Consider the following 19123-nt stretch of genomic DNA (forward strand, 5'->3'; position numbering starts at 1 on the left):
GCACAGCGGGGTGAGGTGGCACAAATCGCCAAAGCCCAATACTTGCACGGAACGCTGTGACGTAGATCCGACAGGCATAAGCAGGAAGGTCGCGCGAATTACCCTGGGAGATCTGTACGTTTGCCATTGTGCTACCGCGCGTCGAAAGGCGACGGGATGAGCGTGCAGAAGTCAGCCGAAGCCGTAGTAAGTGGCGGTTAACCGCGCCACCAAGGGCCGAACAGGTTATGCCGCCAGTAGGCGTCGCCGTCTCGTTGGTAACCGTAATGCAGAAATTTCCCACAGCGGAAACTGTCATCCCGAGCTCCGGCCAGAAGCCGAGGGTGACGCCTGACAGTGCAAAGGTATCGACGGCGTCCGTGACGTGGACGAACGCGGAGCCGGACACGCTGATGGAGCGGGTGCTTGCACCGGCCAACCTCAGACGTGCGTATCAACGCGTGGTCAGCAACAAGGGAGCACCGGGTGCCGATGGCATGACGGTTGCTGACTTGGCGGGCTACGTGAGACAGTATTGGCCAACCCTCAAGGCCAGGTTACTGGCCGGTGAATACCAGCCCCAAGCAGTGCGAGCGGTTGAAATTCCCAAGCCGCAGGGCGGCACACGGCAACTGGGAATCCCCAGCGTCGTGGATCGCCTGATCCAGCAAGCACTGCAGCAGCAGCTCACACCTATCTTCGACCCACTGTTCTCGGACTACAGCTATGGTTTTCGTCCGGGCAGAAGTACGCATCAAGCCATCGAGATGGCTCGTGCTCATGTGACAGCGGGACACCGCTGGTGCGTGGAACTCGATCTGGAGAAGTTTTTCGATCGGGTCAATCACGACATCCTCATGGCCTGCATCGAACGTCGGATCAAAGACAAGTGCGTACTCAGGCTTATCCGCCGCTACCTTGAAGCCGGGATCATGTCGGGCGGTGTCGTCAGCCCACGGCAGGAGGGGACGCCGCAAGGCGGCCCGCTTTCGCCGTTGCTGTCGAACATCCTGCTCGACGAACTCGACCGCGAGCTGGAGCGACGGGGCCATCGCTTCGTACGTTATGCCGATGATGCGAACATCTATGTACGCAGTCCCCGGGCCGGCGAACGGGTGTTGGTCAGCGTCGAGCGCTTCCTGAGAGAACGTCTGAAGCTGACGGTGAACAGGAAGAAAAGCCAAGTGGCAAGGGCGTGGAAGTGCGACTACCTAGGCTATGGGATAAGCTGGCACCAGCAGCCAAGGCTGCGCGTGGCAAGGATGAGCCTAGACCGCTTACGCGACCGGCTCAGAATGCTGCTGCGCAGCGTACGGGCTCGCAAAATGGCGACTGTCATCGAGCGGATCAACCCCGTCCTGAGAGGCTGGGCTAGCTACTTCAAGCTCAGCCAGAGCAAGCGGCCGCTTGAGGAACTGGATGGTTGGGTCAGGCACAAACTCCGCTGCGTCATCTGGCGTCAATGGAAGCAGCCTCCCACGAGGCTGAGAAACTTGATGCGCCTGGGGTTGAGCGAGGAGCGTGCCAACAAGTCAGCCTTCAATGGCCGAGGTCCATGGTGGAATTCGGGAGCGCAACATATGAACTACGCGCTGCCAAAGAAACTGTGGGACCGGCTCGGGCTGGTCTCGATACTGGATACGATTAACCGGCTTAGCCGCGTAACCTGAACCGCCGTGTACGGAACCGTACGCACGGTGGTGTGAGAGGACGGCGGGTGTGAATCCGCCTCCTACTCGATCACAGGCCGCAAAGGGCTTAGTCGACGGCCTTGACCATGTCTTCGATGACCTTCTTGGCGTCACCGAAAACCATCATGGTCTTGTCCAGGTAGAACAGCTCGTTATCAAGCCCCGCATAGCCGCTGGCCATCGAGCGCTTGTTGACGATGATGGTCTTGGCCTTGAAGGCTTCGAGGATCGGCATACCGGCGATCGGCGACTTGGGATCGTTCTTGGCCGCCGGGTTGACCACGTCGTTGGCACCGAGCACCAGCACCACGTCGGCCTGGCCGAACTCGGAGTTGATGTCTTCCATCTCGAACACCTGGTCGTAGGGCACTTCGGCTTCGGCCAGCAGTACGTTCATGTGGCCCGGCATGCGGCCTGCCACCGGGTGGATCGCGTACTTCACGTTCACACCGTTGTGGACCAGCTTCTCGGTCAGTTCTTTGAGCGCGTGCTGGGCACGGGCCACCGCCAGGCCGTAGCCCGGAACGATGATCACGGTGTCGGCGTTGCTCAGCAGGAAGGTTGCGTCGTCGGCCGAACCGGATTTCACCGGACGGGCCTCCTGGGCACCTGCTGGGCCGCCGGCATCCGTTGCGCCGCCGAAGCCGCCGAGGATCACGTTGAAGAACGAGCGGTTCATCGCCTTGCACATGATGTACGACAGGATCGCACCGGAGGAACCTACCAGGGAGCCGGCAATGATCAGCATCGAGTTGTTCAGCGAGAAACCGATACCCGCCGCCGCCCAACCCGAATAGCTGTTGAGCATCGACACTACCACCGGCATGTCGGCGCCGCCGATCGGGATGATGATCAGCACGCCCATGATGAACGCCAGGATCAGCATCAGCGCAAAGGCACTGTAGCTACCGGTGAAGGTGAAGATCAGCCCCAGGCCGATGGTGGTCAGGCCCAGGATCAGGTTGAGCTTGTGCTGGCCGGCGAACTGTACCGGTGCGCCCTGGAACAGGCGGAACTTGTACTTGCCGGAGAGCTTGCCAAAGGCGATGACCGAGCCTGAAAAGGTGATCGCACCAATGGCTGCGCCCAGGAACAGCTCAAGGCGGTTACCGGTCGGGATCGGGTCGCTGATGCTGGAGACGATGCCCAGCGACTGCGGCTCGACCACCGCTGCAATGGCGATGAACACCGCGGCCAGGCCGATCATGCTGTGCATGAAGGCAACCAGCTCAGGCATCTTGGTCATTTCAACGCGCTTGGCCATGATCGAGCCGGCGGTACCGCCGACCAGCAGGCCGACGATCACGTAGCCGATACCGTCAGTGGCCAGCTCTGCACCCAGCTTGTAGATCAGGCCGACAGTGGTGATGACTGCCAGGGCCATGCCGAGCATGCCGAACAGGTTGCCGCGCCGCGACGAAGTCGGATGCGACAGGCCCTTGAGCGCCTGGATGAAGCACACCGAGGCGACGAGGTAGAGAAGTGTTACCAGGTTCATGCTCATGTTTACTGCTTCCCCTCAGCCTTTGCGGCTTTCTTCTTGAACATCTCCAGCATGCGCCGGGTGACCAGGAAACCACCGAATACGTTGACCGCTGCCAGGGCCACCGCGAGGGTGCCCATGATCTTGCCCAGCGGTGTCACGGTCAGGGCGGCGGCCAGCATGGCGCCGACGATGACGATGGCGGAAATGGCGTTGGTAACCGCCATCAGGGGGGTATGCAGTGCAGGGGTGACGTTCCACACCACGTGGTAGCCGATATAGATCGCCAGCACGAAAATGATCAGGTTATAGACGCCGTGAGAGATCAGCATGTCTTCCATTGTCTGGCTCCTTATCCGTTCTTGCGGATGATCTGGCCGTCGCGGCACATCAGGCACGCGGCGACGATATCGTCTTCGAGGTTGATCACCAGCTGGCTGTCCTTGTCGAACAGCAGCTTCATGAAGTCGAGCAGGTTGCGGGCATACAGTGCCGAAGCATCCGCTGCGACCTGCGCCGGCAGGTTGGTCGGGCCGACAATGGTCACGCCATTTTCGATCACCACCTGGTCGGCGACAGTCAGCGGGCAGTTGCCACCTTGGGCGGCGGCAAGGTCGATGACCACGGAACCTGGCTTCATTTGCGCAACGGTCTCGGCGCTCAGCAGCGTCGGCGCCTTGCGGCCTGGGATCAGCGCGGTGGTGATGACGATGTCGGCCTGCTTGGCGCGCTCGTGCACCGCCAGGGCCTGGCGTTGCATCCAGCTGGCAGGCATTGGGCGGGCATAACCGCCGACACCTTCGGCACATTCGCGTTCTTCATCGGTTTCATAGGGCACGTCGATGAATTTGGCGCCCAGCGACTCGATCTGCTCTTTCACCGCCGGACGCACGTCCGAGGCTTCGATCACCGCACCCAGGCGCTTGGCCGTGGCGATGGCCTGCAGACCCGCTACACCCGCGCCGAGAATCAGGACGCGAGCGGCTTTGACGGTGCCTGCGGCAGTCATCAGCATCGGCATGAAGCGTGGGTAGTGATGGGCTGCCAGCAGCACCGACTTATAGCCGGCAATGTTGGCCTGCGAAGACAACACGTCGAGGCTCTGCGCCCGCGAGGTGCGTGGCGCTGCTTCGAGGGCGAAAGCGGTCACGCCGCGTTCAGCCATCTTGGCAATGGTTTCGTTGTTGAACGGATTGAGCATCCCCACCAGGACGGTGCCGTTGTTGATCTGGGCCAGTTCGCTGTCGTTGGGTGCTACGACCTTCAACACCAGCTGTGCACCAAACGCATCGGCAGCGCTGCCTATAGAGGCGCCTGCTGCTTCATAGGCACTGTCCGGAACGCTGGCGTTGATGCCGGCGCCGCTCTGGACGGTGACCTGATGCCCCTGGCCAATCAGTTTCTTGATGGTTTCCGGGGTTGCAGCAACCCGTGTTTCGCCCGTCTGCGTTTCGAGTGGAACACCAATGTGCACGTCAAATCTCCTGCGTGATCTTTTGTTGGTAAACCAGCGCACTGCGGATGGTGCGTCTGGGGCGGCCGATCAGCACGATCCCGCCGAATTCAGGCGGGGCGCGGCATTTTGCAGGCGATTACGGAATCGCTTCAACCAGTTTTGAAGGGTGACGGTAATCAAACTACAAGTCACCCTGTGACCGAATGTCGCAAGAACAGGCCTGGAGCCCGCCAAGCACGGGCTTCAGGGAGATTACGGTAAATTTTGAAAAAATTCCGCCGAATTCTCTAAATGCCCTGTCAAAAACACGATTTATGCTGCGAAAGCCGCATGGACAGCAGGGTTAAGGGGTGTTTGAGGGGGTGCCAAAACAGTTGTGATAATTGCGACATTTACGTACATCTGTAGGGTTCAGTTTTTGCTGACTACGGAGTCAGGTTGTTGCTGTGGTCCTTATGGGCTGCGGTATAGCGGTCGGCTTCGGCTACCAGCCAGTCGCGAAAAGCGCGCAGCGACGCGGATTCGACCTTGCGCTCCGGAATCATCAGGTAATACGCCTTGATGCTCGACAGCGCATGTCGGTTGGCCACGACCAGGCGCCCTTCTGCCAATTCGCGCTGGATCAGGAACGGTGGAATCAGCGCCACGCCCATCTCGTGCATGGCCGCCTGAGCAAGCATCGAGAATAGCTCATAGCGCGGGCCGGTCATGTCCCGCGGGACGTTCATGTCCAGGCTGTTGAACCATTGGCGCCACGCATAAGGACGAGTGGTCTGTTGTAGCAAGGGCAACTGGGCAAGTTGTTCGGCAGCAAGCTGCCCCGCTCCACCCAGCAATGCCGGGCTGCACACAGGCAAGGGATTTTCGCCCATGAGTCGATGTGACTGCGTTCCTGACCAATCGGCATCGCCGAAATAGATAGCAGCATCGAAACTGGTATCGGCAAACAGGAATGGCCGGGTGCGGTTGGTGAGGTTGACGGTGACTTCAGGGTGGCGAAGTTGGAAGTCCTTGAGCCTGGGCAGCAGCCACTGGGTACCGAAGGTCGGGACCACGGCGAGCTCGATCACGTTGGCGCCCTGCTGCCCCATCACCGACAAGGTGTCGCGCTCCACGGCATCGAGCTGCGCGGCGACCCGGCGGCTATAGGAGAGCCCCGCCTCCGTGAGTTTTACGCCGCGACGCGAGCGGCGAAACAACTCGACGTTAAGAAACTCTTCCAGACCGGCGATTTGCCGACATACGGCGCCCTGGGTCAGGGACAGTTCCTGGGAAGCCTTGGTGAAGCTTTCGTGGCGGGCGGCTGCCTCGAAACATACCAGGGCGGCGGTACTGGGGATCTTGCGTCGCATGTACGTCAACCTCACTAATAAGGCGCAAAGAAAGGCTTTGCTGGTGTTACGGAGTGAGAAATTATCACAAGAGCTTGCGCATTCCTCGTTTGTCTCGTCGGCTGATCAGGCCTAGGATCAATGCACAACAACTCTGGTCCCATCTTTCGAGGATTCGCTCATGGCCGGTAAAGCAAGCTTCAACTGGATCGATCCGCTGTTGCTCGACCAACAGCTCACTGAAGAAGAGCGCATGGTGCGTGACAGCGCTTATCAGTTCGCCCAGGACAAGCTGGCCCCGCGCGTGCTGGAGGCCTTCCGTCACGAGCAGACCGACCCTGCGATCTTCCGGGAGATGGGCGAAGTCGGCCTGCTCGGCGCCACTATCCCCGAGCAATACGGTGGCAGCGGCCTGAACTATGTGTGCTACGGCTTGATCGCCCGTGAAGTGGAGCGCATCGACTCCGGCTACCGCTCGATGATGAGTGTGCAGTCGTCGCTGGTGATGGTGCCTATCAATGAATTCGGGAACGAAGCGACCAAGCAAAAGTACCTGCCCAAGTTGGCCAGCGGTGAATGGATCGGTTGCTTCGGACTGACCGAGCCTGACCATGGCTCGGATCCGGGCTCGATGATTACCCGCGCCAAGAAGGTCGACGGCGGCTATCGCCTGACCGGCAACAAGATGTGGATCACCAATAGCCCGATTGCCGATGTGTTCGTGATCTGGGCCAAGGACGATGCCGGCGATATCCGCGGCTTCGTCCTGGAAAAGGGCTGGGAGGGTCTGAGTGCCCCGGCGATTCACGGCAAGGTTGGCCTGCGCGCCTCGATCACCGGTGAAGTCGTCATGGACAACGTCTTTGTCCCTGAAGAGAACATCTTCCCGGAAGTGCGTGGTCTCAAGGGCCCGTTCACCTGCCTGAACTCGGCTCGCTATGGCATCTCCTGGGGCGCCCTGGGTGCCGCTGAGGCCTGCTGGCATACCGCTCGCCAGTACACCCTGGACCGCAAGCAGTTTGGTCGCCCGCTGGCCGCCAACCAGCTGATCCAGAAGAAGCTTGCCGACATGCAAACCGAGATCACTCTCGCCCTGCAAGGCTGCCTGCGTCTAGGACGGATGAAAGATGAGGGCACCGCCGCGGTCGAAATCACTTCGATCATGAAGCGCAACTCCTGTGGCAAGGCGCTGGACATCGCTCGCCTGGCGCGTGACATGCTCGGCGGTAACGGTATCTCCGATGAGTTCGGTGTAGCCCGTCACCTGGTCAACCTGGAAGTGGTCAACACCTATGAAGGTACCCACGACGTGCATGCGCTGATTCTGGGGCGTGCACAAACCGGTATCCAGGCCTTCTATTAATAAGGAGCCAGCCCATGGGCGCGCTATCTCATCTGCGGGTGCTGGATCTGTCGCGAGTACTGGCCGGGCCGTGGTCCGGGCAGATCCTGGCGGATCTCGGGGCCGAAGTAATCAAGGTCGAGCGCCCGGGGACTGGCGACGATACGCGCGCCTGGGGCCCACCCTTCCTCAAGGACGCCTACGGCGAGAACACCAGCGAGGCGGCCTATTACCTCTCGGCCAACCGCAACAAGCGGTCAGTGACCATCGACTTCACTCAGCCTGAAGGTCAGCGCCTGGTGCGCGAGCTGGCGGCCAAGTCGGATGTGGTCATCGAGAACTTCAAGGTGGGTGGCCTGGCTGCCTACGGGCTGGACTATGAAAGCCTGAAGGCAATCAACCCGCAGCTGATCTATTGCTCGATCACCGGCTTCGGCCAGACCGGGCCGTATGCCAAGCGTGCAGGCTACGACTTCATGATCCAGGGGCTAGGTGGGCTAATGAGCCTAACCGGGCGCCCTGAGGGTGACGAAGGCGCTGGGCCTGTGAAGGTTGGTGTTGCGCTGACCGATATTCTGACGGGCCTCTACTCGACAGTGGCCATCCTGGCCGCCCTCGCCCATCGCGACCATGATGGCGGCGGCCAGCATATCGATATGGCGTTGCTCGATGTGCAGGTGGCCTGCCTGGCCAACCAGGCAATGAACTACCTCACGACCGGCAACCCGCCAAAGCGGCTTGGCAACGCTCACCCGAATATCGTGCCGTACCAGGACTTTCCTACTGCCGATGGTGATTTCATCCTTACCGTGGGCAACGATGGCCAGTTCCGCAAGTTCGCTGAAGTGGCGGGTCAGTCACAATGGGCGGATGACCCGCGCTTTGCTACTAATAAGCAGCGCGTAGCCAATCGGGTAGAGTTGATTCCATTGATTCGCCAGGCAACGGTATTCAAGACCACTGCCGAATGGGTATCGCAGCTTGAAAAAGCGGGCGTGCCGTGTGGGCCTATCAATGATCTGGCGCAGATGTTTGCCGATCCCCAGGTAAAGGCCCGGGGTCTGGCAATCGAGATCCCACATCCTTTGGCTGGGGTGGTACCGCAGGTGGCTAGCCCGATTCGGCTATCGGAGACGCCGGTGGAGTATCGCAATGCGCCACCGCTGTTGGGTGAGCACACCGAACAGGTTCTGGGCGAGGTGCTGGGGCTGGCGGCAGCGGAGATTGGTCGGCTGCGGGGTGCTGGGGTGTTGTAGTGCCCTCCTCTTCTATATGGAAACGGCGCGTCATCGGCTTATTGTCATAAGTTTGAAATAAGTCCTTGACGCGCCGTTTTATCTCTCTATAATTCGCCCCACTTCCGGCGTGGTCGGAGCCGAAAACTCCTTGAGTTTCAAAGAGTTAGCGGTTTCAGGTGGTGCTGGAGGGGCTTCGATCGAAAGATCGGCAGCGGTGAAAAAGGTGGTTGACAGCGAATTGAAACGCTGTAGAATTCGCCTCCCGCTGACGAGAGATCGCAGCGAGTTAAGCGGTTGAAGTTGAAAGGCTTTTTGCTAAAAACTTCAAAATAAACGCTTGACACACTCTGAGGAAAGCGTAGAATGCGCGCCTCGGTTGAAGCGAAAGACTTCAGCCAACGCTCTTTAACAATCGAATCAAGCAATTCGTGTGGGTGCTTGTGAGCTCAGACTGATAGTCAAAAAGATTATCAGCATCACAAGTGACTACACGAGAAGTCGAAAGACTTCGAATAAGTCATTTGAGATTGCTGAGCCAAGTTTAGGGTTTTCTCAAAACCCAAGCAGTATTGAACTGAAGAGTTTGATCATGGCTCAGATTGAACGCTGGCGGCAGGCCTAACACATGCAAGTCGAGCGGATGACGGGAGCTTGCTCCTTGATTCAGCGGCGGACGGGTGAGTAATACCTAGGAATCTGCCTGGTAGTGGGGGACAACGTTTCGAAAGGAACGCTAATACCGCATACGTCCTACGGGAGAAAGCAGGGGACCTTCGGGCCTTGCGCTATCAGATGAGCCTAGGTCGGATTAGCTAGTTGGTGAGGTAATGGCTCACCAAGGCGACGATCCGTAACTGGTCTGAGAGGATGATCAGTCACACTGGAACTGAGACACGGTCCAGACTCCTACGGGAGGCAGCAGTGGGGAATATTGGACAATGGGCGAAAGCCTGATCCAGCCATGCCGCGTGTGTGAAGAAGGTCTTCGGATTGTAAAGCACTTTAAGTTGGGAGGAAGGGCATTAACCTAATACGTTAGTGTTTTGACGTTACCGACAGAATAAGCACCGGCTAACTCTGTGCCAGCAGCCGCGGTAATACAGAGGGTGCAAGCGTTAATCGGAATTACTGGGCGTAAAGCGCGCGTAGGTGGTTCGTTAAGTTGGATGTGAAATCCCCGGGCTCAACCTGGGAACTGCATCCAAAACTGGCGAGCTAGAGTAGGGCAGAGGGTGGTGGAATTTCCTGTGTAGCGGTGAAATGCGTAGATATAGGAAGGAACACCAGTGGCGAAGGCGACCACCTGGGCTCATACTGACACTGAGGTGCGAAAGCGTGGGGAGCAAACAGGATTAGATACCCTGGTAGTCCACGCCGTAAACGATGTCAACTAGCCGTTGGAATCCTTGAGATTTTAGTGGCGCAGCTAACGCATTAAGTTGACCGCCTGGGGAGTACGGCCGCAAGGTTAAAACTCAAATGAATTGACGGGGGCCCGCACAAGCGGTGGAGCATGTGGTTTAATTCGAAGCAACGCGAAGAACCTTACCAGGCCTTGACATGCAGAGAACTTTCCAGAGATGGATTGGTGCCTTCGGGAACTCTGACACAGGTGCTGCATGGCTGTCGTCAGCTCGTGTCGTGAGATGTTGGGTTAAGTCCCGTAACGAGCGCAACCCTTGTCCTTAGTTACCAGCACGTTATGGTGGGCACTCTAAGGAGACTGCCGGTGACAAACCGGAGGAAGGTGGGGATGACGTCAAGTCATCATGGCCCTTACGGCCTGGGCTACACACGTGCTACAATGGTCGGTACAGAGGGTTGCCAAGCCGCGAGGTGGAGCTAATCTCACAAAACCGATCGTAGTCCGGATCGCAGTCTGCAACTCGACTGCGTGAAGTCGGAATCGCTAGTAATCGCGAATCAGAATGTCGCGGTGAATACGTTCCCGGGCCTTGTACACACCGCCCGTCACACCATGGGAGTGGGTTGCACCAGAAGTAGCTAGTCTAACCTTCGGGAGGACGGTTACCACGGTGTGATTCATGACTGGGGTGAAGTCGTAACAAGGTAGCCGTAGGGGAACCTGCGGCTGGATCACCTCCTTAATCGACAGACATCAGCTGTCTTATAAGCTCCCACACGAATTGCTTGATTCATTGAAGAAGACGATATCGGTAACAGCTCTTAACTGGGTCTGTAGCTCAGTTGGTTAGAGCGCACCCCTGATAAGGGTGAGGTCGGCAGTTCGAATCTGCCCAGACCCACCAGTTTCTTGTTGGGGCCATAGCTCAGCTGGGAGAGCGCCTGCCTTGCACGCAGGAGGTCAGCGGTTCGATCCCGCTTGGCTCCACCACCCCTTGCTACCGTGTCAAAGCTTAGAAATGAATATTCGCGTCGAATATTGATTTCTGAACTTTTTCAGAATCGTTCTTTAAAAATTTGGGTATGTGATAGAAAGATAGACTGGACAACACTTTCACTGGTGATTGTTCAGGCTAAGGTAAAATTTGTGAGTTTTCATGAATTTTCGGCGAATGTCGTCTTCACAGTATAACCAGATTGCTTGGGGTTATATGGTCAAGTGAAGAAGCGCATACGGTGGATGCCTTGGCAGTCAGAGGCGATGAAAGACGTGGTAGCCTGCGATAAGCTTCGGGGAGTCGGCAAACAGACTTTGATCCGGAGATCTCTGAATGGGGGAACCCACTCAGCATAAGCTGAGTATCTTGTACTGAATACATAGGTGCAAGAGGCGAACCAGGGGAACTGAAACATCTAAGTACCCTGAGGAAAAGAAATCAACCGAGATTCCCTTAGTAGTGGCGAGCGAACGGGGACTAGCCCTTAAGTGGCTTTGAGATTAGCGGAACGCTCTGGAAAGTGCGGCCATAGTGGGTGATAGCCCTGTACGCGAAAATCTCTTAGTCATGAAATCGAGTAGGACGGAGCACGAGAAACTTTGTCTGAATATGGGGGGACCATCCTCCAAGGCTAAATACTACTGACTGACCGATAGTGAACCAGTACCGTGAGGGAAAGGCGAAAAGAACCCCGGAGAGGGGAGTGAAATAGAACCTGAAACCGTATGCGTACAAGCAGTGGGAGCCTACTTTGTTAGGTGACTGCGTACCTTTTGTATAATGGGTCAGCGACTTATATTCAGTGGCGAGCTTAACCGAATAGGGGAGGCGTAGCGAAAGCGAGTCTTAATAGGGCGCTTAGTCGCTGGGTATAGACCCGAAACCGGGCGATCTATCCATGGGCAGGTTGAAGGTTAGGTAACACTGACTGGAGGACCGAACCGACTACCGTTGAAAAGTTAGCGGATGACCTGTGGATCGGAGTGAAAGGCTAATCAAGCTCGGAGATAGCTGGTTCTCCTCGAAAGCTATTTAGGTAGCGCCTCATGTATCACTGTAGGGGGTAGAGCACTGTTTCGGCTAGGGGGTCATCCCGACTTACCAAACCGATGCAAACTCCGAATACCTACAAGTGCCGAGCATGGGAGACACACGGCGGGTGCTAACGTCCGTCGTGAAAAGGGAAACAACCCAGACCGTCAGCTAAGGTCCCAAAGTCATGGTTAAGTGGGAAACGATGTGGGAAGGCTTAGACAGCTAGGAGGTTGGCTTAGAAGCAGCCACCCTTTAAAGAAAGCGTAATAGCTCACTAGTCGAGTCGGCCTGCGCGGAAGATGTAACGGGGCTCAAACCATGCACCGAAGCTACGGGTATCACTTAGGTGATGCGGTAGAGGAGCGTTCTGTAAGCCTGTGAAGGTGAGTTGAGAAGCTTGCTGGAGGTATCAGAAGTGCGAATGCTGACATGAGTAACGACAATGGGAGTGAAAAACTCCCACGCCGAAAGACCAAGGTTTCCTGCGCAACGTTAATCGACGCAGGGTTAGTCGGTCCCTAAGGCGAGGCTGAAAAGCGTAGTCGATGGAAAACAGGTTAATATTCCTGTACTTCTAGTTATTGCGATGGAGGGACGGAGAAGGCTAGGCCAGCTTGGCGTTGGTTGTCCAAGTTTAAGGTGGTAGGCTGAGATCTTAGGTAAATCCGGGATCTTAAGGCCGAGAGCTGATGACGAGTTGCCATTAGGCGACGAAGTGGTTGATGCCATGCTTCCAAGAAAAGCTTCTAAGCTTCAGATAACTAGGAACCGTACCCCAAACCGACACAGGTGGTTGGGTAGAGAATACCAAGGCGCTTGAGAGAACTCGGGTGAAGGAACTAGGCAAAATGGCACCGTAACTTCGGGAGAAGGTGCGCCGGTGAGGGTGAAGGACTTGCTCCGTAAGCTCATGCCGGTCGAAGATACCAGGCCGCTGCGACTGTTTATTAAAAACACAGCACTCTGCAAACACGAAAGTGGACGTATAGGGTGTGACGCCTGCCCGGTGCCGGAAGGTTAATTGATGGGGTTAGCTAACGCGAAGCTCTTGATCGAAGCCCCGGTAAACGGCGGCCGTAACTATAACGGTCCTAAGGTAGCGAAATTCCTTGTCGGGTAAGTTCCGACCTGCACGAATGGCGTAACGATGGCGGCGCTGTCTCCACCCGAGACTCAGTGAAATTGAAATCGCTGTGAAGATGCAGTGTATCCGCGGCTAGACGGAAAGACCCCGTGAACCTTTACTATAGCTTTGCACTGGACTTTGAATTTGCTTGTGTAGGATAGGTGGGAGGCTTTGAAGCGTGGACGCCAGTTCGCGTGGAGCCATCCTTGAAATACCACCCTGGCAACTTTGAGGTTCTAACTCAGGTCCGTTATCCGGATCGAGGACAGTGTATGGTGGGTAGTTTGACTGGGGCGGTCTCCTCCTAAAGAGTAACGGAGGAGTACGAAGGTGCGCTCAGACCGGTCGGAAATCGGTCGTAGAGTATAAAGGCAAAAGCGCGCTTGACTGCGAGACAGACACGTCGAGCAGGTACGAAAGTAGGTCTTAGTGATCCGGTGGTTCTGTATGGAAGGGCCATCGCTCAACGGATAAAAGGTACTCCGGGGATAACAGGCTGATACCGCCCAAGAGTTCATATCGACGGCGGTGTTTGGCACCTCGATGTCGGCTCATCACATCCTGGGGCTGAAGCCGGTCCCAAGGGTATGGCTGTTCGCCATTTAAAGTGGTACGCGAGCTGGGTTTAGAACGTCGTGAGACAGTTCGGTCCCTATCTGCCGTGGACGTTTGAGATTTGAGAGGGGCTGCTCCTAGTACGAGAGGACCGGAGTGGACGAACCTCTGGTGTTCCGGTTGTCACGCCAGTGGCATTGCCGGGTAGCTATGTTCGGAAGAGATAACCGCTGAAAGCATCTAAGCGGGAAACTTGCCTCAAGATGAGATCTCACTGGAGCCTTGAGCTCCCTGAAGGGCCGTCGAAGACTACGACGTTGATAGGTTGGGTGTGTAAGCGCTGTGAGGCGTTGAGCTAACCAATACTAATTGCCCGTGAGGCTTGACCATATAACACCCAAGCAATCTGCAGCGCAGATTGTGGTGGTGAAGACGCATTGAACCGAAAGTTCAAAAAAACCACAGATTGTCACATACCCGATTCGCTGGAGTGTCTGCACAAGACCTTCTGGCAACAGAATTTCTTGACGACCATAGAGCATTGGAACCACCTGATCCCATCCCGAACTCAGCAGTGAAACGATGCATCGCCGATGGTAGTGTGGGGTTTCCCCATGTGAGAGTAGGTCATCGTCAAGATTCAATTCCAGAACCCCTGTCTGCACTGCAGACAGGGGTTTTGTCTTTCTGGCGGCTTGCTTATGTCTTCCTTGCCTTGCCACTGCGCCGCGCCTGCAACTTGCGCCACCAGATGTACACCCCAGTCAACGACAGCACTGCAATCATCACCCCTAGCACCGCAATCAATACCTGGCCTGTCATGCCAATGATGCGTCCGCCATGTATGGGTAACTGCAAGCGATAAAAGCGTTCCCCCAAGGTGCCTTGCCCAGCGATCTCCTTACCCAGCAAATGCCCATCGGTGCCGTGGAAGAACAACCACGATTTACCCTGGGTATCGGTATCGTGCTGGCCAAATCCTGCGCCGTAGAAGTTGTACTCGAAGCTGTAGTACAGCTCGCCGATCGGGGCTGTCAGCCCCAGGCGCTGGCCTTCCTGTAGAGCCAGCTGATAGGCCTGCTGGTACGTAAGCAGTGTCTGCCCCAATTCCTCCTTCGGCAGCTCGCCACGGGCCTCATAGACGCTTGGTTCCACGGCCGAGAACAATGACACCGCCGGCTTGAACACTTGGGCTGGCAAGTTCATGGCCACGCTGCTGATCGCCACTGGCAACAGCAGCAACCACAGCCACAACCCACCAGCCCTGTGGATATCCATGTTCAAGCGGTAGGCGTGGCCAACCTTGATCTTCCAGGCAGTGGACCACTTGCGCCAGAACGGTCGTCCGCGAGGCAACGTCAGCAGCACCGCGATGAAGCAATCGACGACCCATAGAATCGCCACCACGCCCATCAGCAGGATCCCCCAATTGCCGGGTAGGGTAAGGCTGTAGTGCAGTTCGAGCATGAACGGCATGAAGTTCTCGCGAGAAAAGCAGCACTCGCCCCAGTAGCGCTGGCCGAGGGGCTGCCCGCTGACCGGGTCGAGGTAGAACACTGTGTTCTTCTCGGCATAGGGCTGCCCGGTCGCCGGGTCATTGCGTGGAACAGCCGCCAGTAACGCAGCATGCGCGGGCTCGTTCGGGTATTCCATGTACCAGACCTGCAGCCGTGGATGTGCAGCCTGGAGCTTATCCACAAGCACCCCCGGCTGTTGTCGTTCACCCACCCCCGGGGCTTCATAGAAGGAGGGGTTGAGCCATTCGTCCAGCTCGTGATGAAAGGCCAGCACGCTGCCTGTGAGGCCCGCCATGGCCAGGAACAGTGCGGTGACCAGGCCAAGGTAGCGATGCAGTAGAACGTAGAGGGAACGCATGATCGAAAGTCCGAATTGAAGTCGCCAGATGCGACAAAGCCAGCGCCCGGAATCCGGTGCTGGCCTTGTAGTTCATTGCCTTGGAATCAGAACTGGTAGCTGACCGTGGCACTCACGTTGCGTTCTTCGCCCATGTAGCAGTAGCTGAGGCTCGCGCAGGAGGCGATGTAGCTCTCGTTGGTCAGGTTGTTGGCGTTGAGCCGTACATCCATACCCTTGAGGCCGATCTTGCCTAGGTCGTAGCCGACAGAGGCATCGAACAGGGTGTACGACGGCACCTTCATGGTGTTCTCCGCATCGACCCAGCTGTAGCCCACGTAGCGTACCCCGCCACCCAGGCGCAGCCCGTCCAGCGCACCTTGGCGGAAGTTGTAGTCAGCCCACAGCGACGCCATGTGGCGCGGCGCCTGGGTGGGCGAGTTGCCGTTGTTGTCCAGGTCGGCGGCTACCAGGCTCGGCATCGCTTTGGAGTACTCGATGTCGGTGAAGGTGTAGCTGCCCAGCACCTTGAGGTTGTCGCTGACCTGCACATGAGCCTCAAGCTCGAGGCCTTGGGAGCGGACCGCACCCACCGGGCGATAGAAGTCTTCGTTCGGTTGCTTGGACGCCAGGTTTTCCTGCTCGATGTGGAACACCGATGCGGTGAACAGATTGTCAGTACCTGGCGGCTGGTACTTGATACCGGTTTCCCACTGGGTGCCTTCGGTCGGGGCCAGCGGCTTGCCGTTCTGGTCGGAAACGCTGTTGGGGTTGAACGACTCGGAGTAGCTGATGTACGGCGCGATGCCATTCTCGAAGACATAGAGCACGCCAGCGCGCCCGGTGAGTTTGGTCGGCGAGTCGCTGACCCGGCTGCCTTCGATATCGCGATTTTCCTCGGAAGTTTTCACCCAGTCCTGGCGCAAGCCCAGGGAGAAGCGCCAGTTGTCCAGTTCGATCAGGTCCTGCATGTACACGCCGGTTTGCTGCAGGCGTCGCAGGTAGCGGTTTTCGCCAAGGATCTGCAGGTCACCGTTGCCGTACTGCGGATTGCCTGCATCGAGGCTGTTGACGCTGCCGTAGCGCCAGTCCACCCGAGCCTTGCGACGCTGGTAGTCGGCGCCGGAGAGCAAGGTGTGCTTGGCAGAGCCGGTGAAGAATTCAGCCTGCAGCATATTGTCGATGATGAACGAGTGAAGCCGCTCGTCACCGCCGGTATAGGCGCGGTTCATCTCGTTGGTGGCAGGGTCGGCCCAGCCGGCGAAATAGACCTGGTCCATCGACACGTCCGAATCCTGGTAGCGGAAGTTCTGCCGTGCAGTGAAGACATCGTTGAAGCGATGTTCGAACTGGTAGCTGAAGGACTGCTGGGTACGCTCGTAATTGTCGCTGTCAGGCTCGCCTTCGAAGAAGTGATCGGAAAGGCGCAGCCCATTGCGTGGGTGCAGGGCGCCATCGGCCGGCAGGGCACCGTGATAGCCCCCATTGGGATCGTGCTGCAGGTACGCTTGCAGGGTCAGCGAAGTGTCCTCGCTGAAATTGATGCTGACCGACGGCGCCAGCGCATAGCGTTCCTCTTTGTTGTGATCGAACTGGGTGTCGGAAGCATCGGCCAGACCCGTCAGGCGATAGGCGATGCGCTTGTCGTCATCCAGCGGCCCGCTGAAATCGAAACCGGCGCCGCGCTGGCCCTGGGTGCCTACGGTCGCTTGCACCTGGTGGAACGCTTCGAACAAAGGCTTCTTGCTGGTCAGGGCGACCAGGCCGCCCGGCGAGCTGCGGCCGTAGAGTACCGATGACGGCCCTTTGAGTATGTCGATACGTTCAAGAAAGTACGGGTCTACCTGCATCGTGCTGTAGGTGCCGTTGTCCCCCATGGACTTCAGGCCGTCCAGGTAGATGTTATCCACAGAGCCATCGTTGAAGCCGCGCATGGCCACATAGTCGTAGCGGTGGGTAGCACCGTACGGGTTGGTCAGCACGCCGGGGGTGTAGCGCATGGCCTGGGCCACGGTTTGCGAACCCTGGTCATCCATCTGCTGGCGGGTTACCACCGAAACCGATTGCGAGGTTTCCAGCAAGGCCATGCTGGTCTTGGTCGCGACCTGGCTGTGGGTGGCGTTGTAGCCTTCCATGCTGCCCAGAGCATTGCCCAGGGCGAACTCGCGTACCTCGGTGGTGGGCAAGGAGAGGGCGGCGTCCTGGGCTTGGGCATGCAATACATAGCTGCTGCCATCCTGGCTGCTGGCGTCGAGCCCGGAACCGTTGAGCAACTGGCGCAGGGCTTGATCTGTGCTGTAGCTGCCCGACAGGCCTGGCGATCGCAGGCCTTCGGTCAACTGCGGAGTGCTCGACAGGGTTATACCCGCCTGCCGGGCGAACTGGTTGAGTACCTCATTCAGCGAGCCGGGTGCAATGTTGTACTGCTGGCTGACACTGCCTGCCTGTTCTGCCATTGCCAGCGTGGGCAGCGCTGCCACGCCCAGGGCTGTACCGAGTAGGGCGGCGCGAATGGCATTGCCCAAGGTACTGCGGCAGGCAGAATCTAAGACAGGTTGAAAATCATTCTTTTTGGTGGGCCGCAGCAATGGCGAAGCATTTCGCATGGAGAACATCCGTCAAGTCGGTAAGGGCAGAAGAGTCGCTTACTGTCCTAGCCGGACTTGCGAGAGAAACCCGCCAGTAATTTCCGCAAAAAAATCAGGCCAGCCGTTCGAGGCGAACCCACCAGCGCGTGCGGTAGCTGAGCTTGACTGGCAGTGTCTGCGGCAGCAGTTGCAGCAGCTTGTCGGTGTCTTGCAGGCGGAACACTCCCGACAGACGCAGATCGGCAATGTCATCGGCGCAGCTCAGGTAACCATGCCGGTAGCGACCGATCTCGGCAAGGAACTCGGCCAGGCGCATGTCGCGGGTGACGATCAGGCCCTCGACCCAGGCACCGGCATCCATGGTCTGCTGCTGGAGCAGGCTGACGCCCAGCACATCCACCCGCACCGACTGACCGGCGCTGAACCACTGCAACGCCCCCGGCGCATGCACTGCGAGGTTGCCCTGGCTGATGCTCACCTGGGTACAGTCCGCCTCCTGGCGTACCACAATGCGCGCGTCGAAGCCTTCGAGCAGTGCATGGCGGGTTTGCACCAGCAGCGGGCGACCCGCTGGGTGAGCCGTGTCGTTGGCGCAGGTCAGCATCATTTCGCCGCGTTTGAGGCGGATCAGGCGTTGCCGACTATCGAAGGCGAGGTCAGCGGCACTGTCGGTATTGAGTTGCAACAGTGAGCCATCGGGCAGGCGGAAGCTTCGACGCTCACCTGTGCCGCTGGCGTAGTCCGATGTCCAGTCATCGAGTGCCTTGAGGTCTTTGCCCAACCACGCAGCCGAGCCGAGTATCACGGCGCCACCGAGCAACTTCAGCGCCTGGCGTCGATGCAGGCGCTGGTTGCTGTTCTCCAGGGTTTGCAACGCGACCCCGGCCCCCGGCAGCGCGCGCAGGTTGAGTTCCTGATGCAGTGACTGTACACGTTGCCAGGCCAGCTCATGTTCCGGCTGGGCGGCGCGCCAGTGCTCGCACTGTTGCTGCAGGAGCGGGTTATTGCCGTTTTCACGAAGCTTGAGCATCCAGTGGATGGCCTGCTTGACCACACGCGAGCCAGGAGTGAGGACGCTCATA

General features: G+C 57.9%; 10 protein-coding genes, 2 tRNA genes and 3 rRNA genes. 8 read left to right on the forward strand and 7 right to left on the reverse strand.

All coding sequences use genetic code 11. The annotated features are described in order from the left end of the window. Positions 1-227: 227 nt before the first annotated feature. Positions 228-1649, forward strand: a complete 1422-nt coding sequence (gene ltrA / locus NPS58_RS20275; RefSeq protein WP_003253430.1) for a group II intron reverse transcriptase/maturase — start codon at positions 228-230, stop codon at positions 1647-1649. An 88-nt stretch (positions 1650-1737) separates the two neighbouring features. Here ltrA and NPS58_RS20280 read toward each other — a convergent pair whose 3' ends face one another. The 4 genes from NPS58_RS20280 to NPS58_RS20295 form a co-directional block, all read right to left on the reverse strand. Further along, positions 1738-3174, reverse strand: coding sequence for an NAD(P)(+) transhydrogenase (Re/Si-specific) subunit beta (locus NPS58_RS20280; RefSeq protein ID WP_274117076.1), 1437 nt, complete (start codon positions 3172-3174; stop codon positions 1738-1740). Between the two features lie 2 nt (positions 3175-3176). Beyond that, positions 3177-3494, reverse strand: coding sequence for an NAD(P) transhydrogenase subunit alpha (locus NPS58_RS20285; RefSeq protein WP_274117077.1), 318 nt, complete (start codon positions 3492-3494; stop codon positions 3177-3179). Between the two features lie 11 nt (positions 3495-3505). Continuing rightward, the gene (locus NPS58_RS20290) at positions 3506-4627 is read right to left on the reverse strand and encodes a Re/Si-specific NAD(P)(+) transhydrogenase subunit alpha (RefSeq protein ID WP_274117078.1); all 1122 of its coding nucleotides are present in this window, start codon (positions 4625-4627) and stop codon (positions 3506-3508) included. 407 nt (positions 4628-5034) lie between these two features. Continuing rightward, positions 5035-5961: a LysR family transcriptional regulator gene (locus tag NPS58_RS20295; protein WP_274117079.1), complete on the reverse strand. Its 927-nt coding sequence runs from the start codon at positions 5959-5961 to the stop codon at positions 5035-5037. Between the two features lie 160 nt (positions 5962-6121). Between NPS58_RS20295 and NPS58_RS20300 the strand changes: the two genes are divergently transcribed. From NPS58_RS20300 to rrf, 7 genes are all read left to right on the forward strand, one after another. Next, the gene (locus tag NPS58_RS20300; RefSeq protein ID WP_274117080.1) at positions 6122-7303 is read left to right on the forward strand and encodes an acyl-CoA dehydrogenase; all 1182 of its coding nucleotides are present in this window, start codon (positions 6122-6124) and stop codon (positions 7301-7303) included. 14 nt (positions 7304-7317) lie between these two features. Then, complete coding sequence (locus NPS58_RS20305; RefSeq protein ID WP_274117081.1) at positions 7318-8538, forward strand: CaiB/BaiF CoA transferase family protein; 1221 nt, start codon at positions 7318-7320, stop codon at positions 8536-8538. Between the two features lie 553 nt (positions 8539-9091). Next, positions 9092-10628: ribosomal RNA gene (locus NPS58_RS20310) — 16S ribosomal RNA — on the forward strand. 85 nt (positions 10629-10713) lie between these two features. Further along, positions 10714-10790: transfer RNA gene (locus NPS58_RS20315), tRNA-Ile, on the forward strand. A gap of 10 nt (positions 10791-10800) precedes the next feature. Beyond that, a tRNA-Ala gene (locus tag NPS58_RS20320) sits at positions 10801-10876 on the forward strand. Positions 10877-11098: 222 nt separating this feature from the next. Next, positions 11099-13989, forward strand: a 23S ribosomal RNA gene (locus NPS58_RS20325). 133 nt (positions 13990-14122) lie between these two features. Continuing rightward, positions 14123-14238 (forward strand): 5S ribosomal RNA (rrf, locus tag NPS58_RS20330). The 16S, 23S and 5S rRNA genes sit together here with 2 tRNA genes alongside, the layout of an rRNA operon. A 60-nt stretch (positions 14239-14298) precedes the next feature. On the opposite strand, the gene NPS58_RS20335 is transcribed toward rrf, so the two are convergent. The 3 genes from NPS58_RS20335 to NPS58_RS20345 form a co-directional block, all read right to left on the reverse strand. After that, entirely contained in the window at positions 14299-15474 is a 1176-nt protein-coding gene (locus NPS58_RS20335; RefSeq protein ID WP_274117082.1) for a PepSY-associated TM helix domain-containing protein, read from the reverse strand. 86 nt (positions 15475-15560) lie between these two features. Further along, complete coding sequence (locus NPS58_RS20340) at positions 15561-17978, reverse strand: TonB-dependent siderophore receptor (RefSeq protein WP_274117083.1); 2418 nt, start codon at positions 17976-17978, stop codon at positions 15561-15563. A gap of 175 nt (positions 17979-18153) precedes the next feature. After that, positions 18154-19122 (reverse strand): FecR domain-containing protein, encoded by a 969-nt coding sequence (locus NPS58_RS20345; RefSeq protein WP_274117084.1) that lies wholly within the window; start codon positions 19120-19122, stop codon positions 18154-18156. Position 19123: the final 1 nt, after the last annotated feature.

The sequence above is a fragment of the Pseudomonas putida genome (assembly GCF_028682455.1).
GTDB classification, from domain to species: domain Bacteria; phylum Pseudomonadota; class Gammaproteobacteria; order Pseudomonadales; family Pseudomonadaceae; genus Aquipseudomonas; species Aquipseudomonas putida_AA.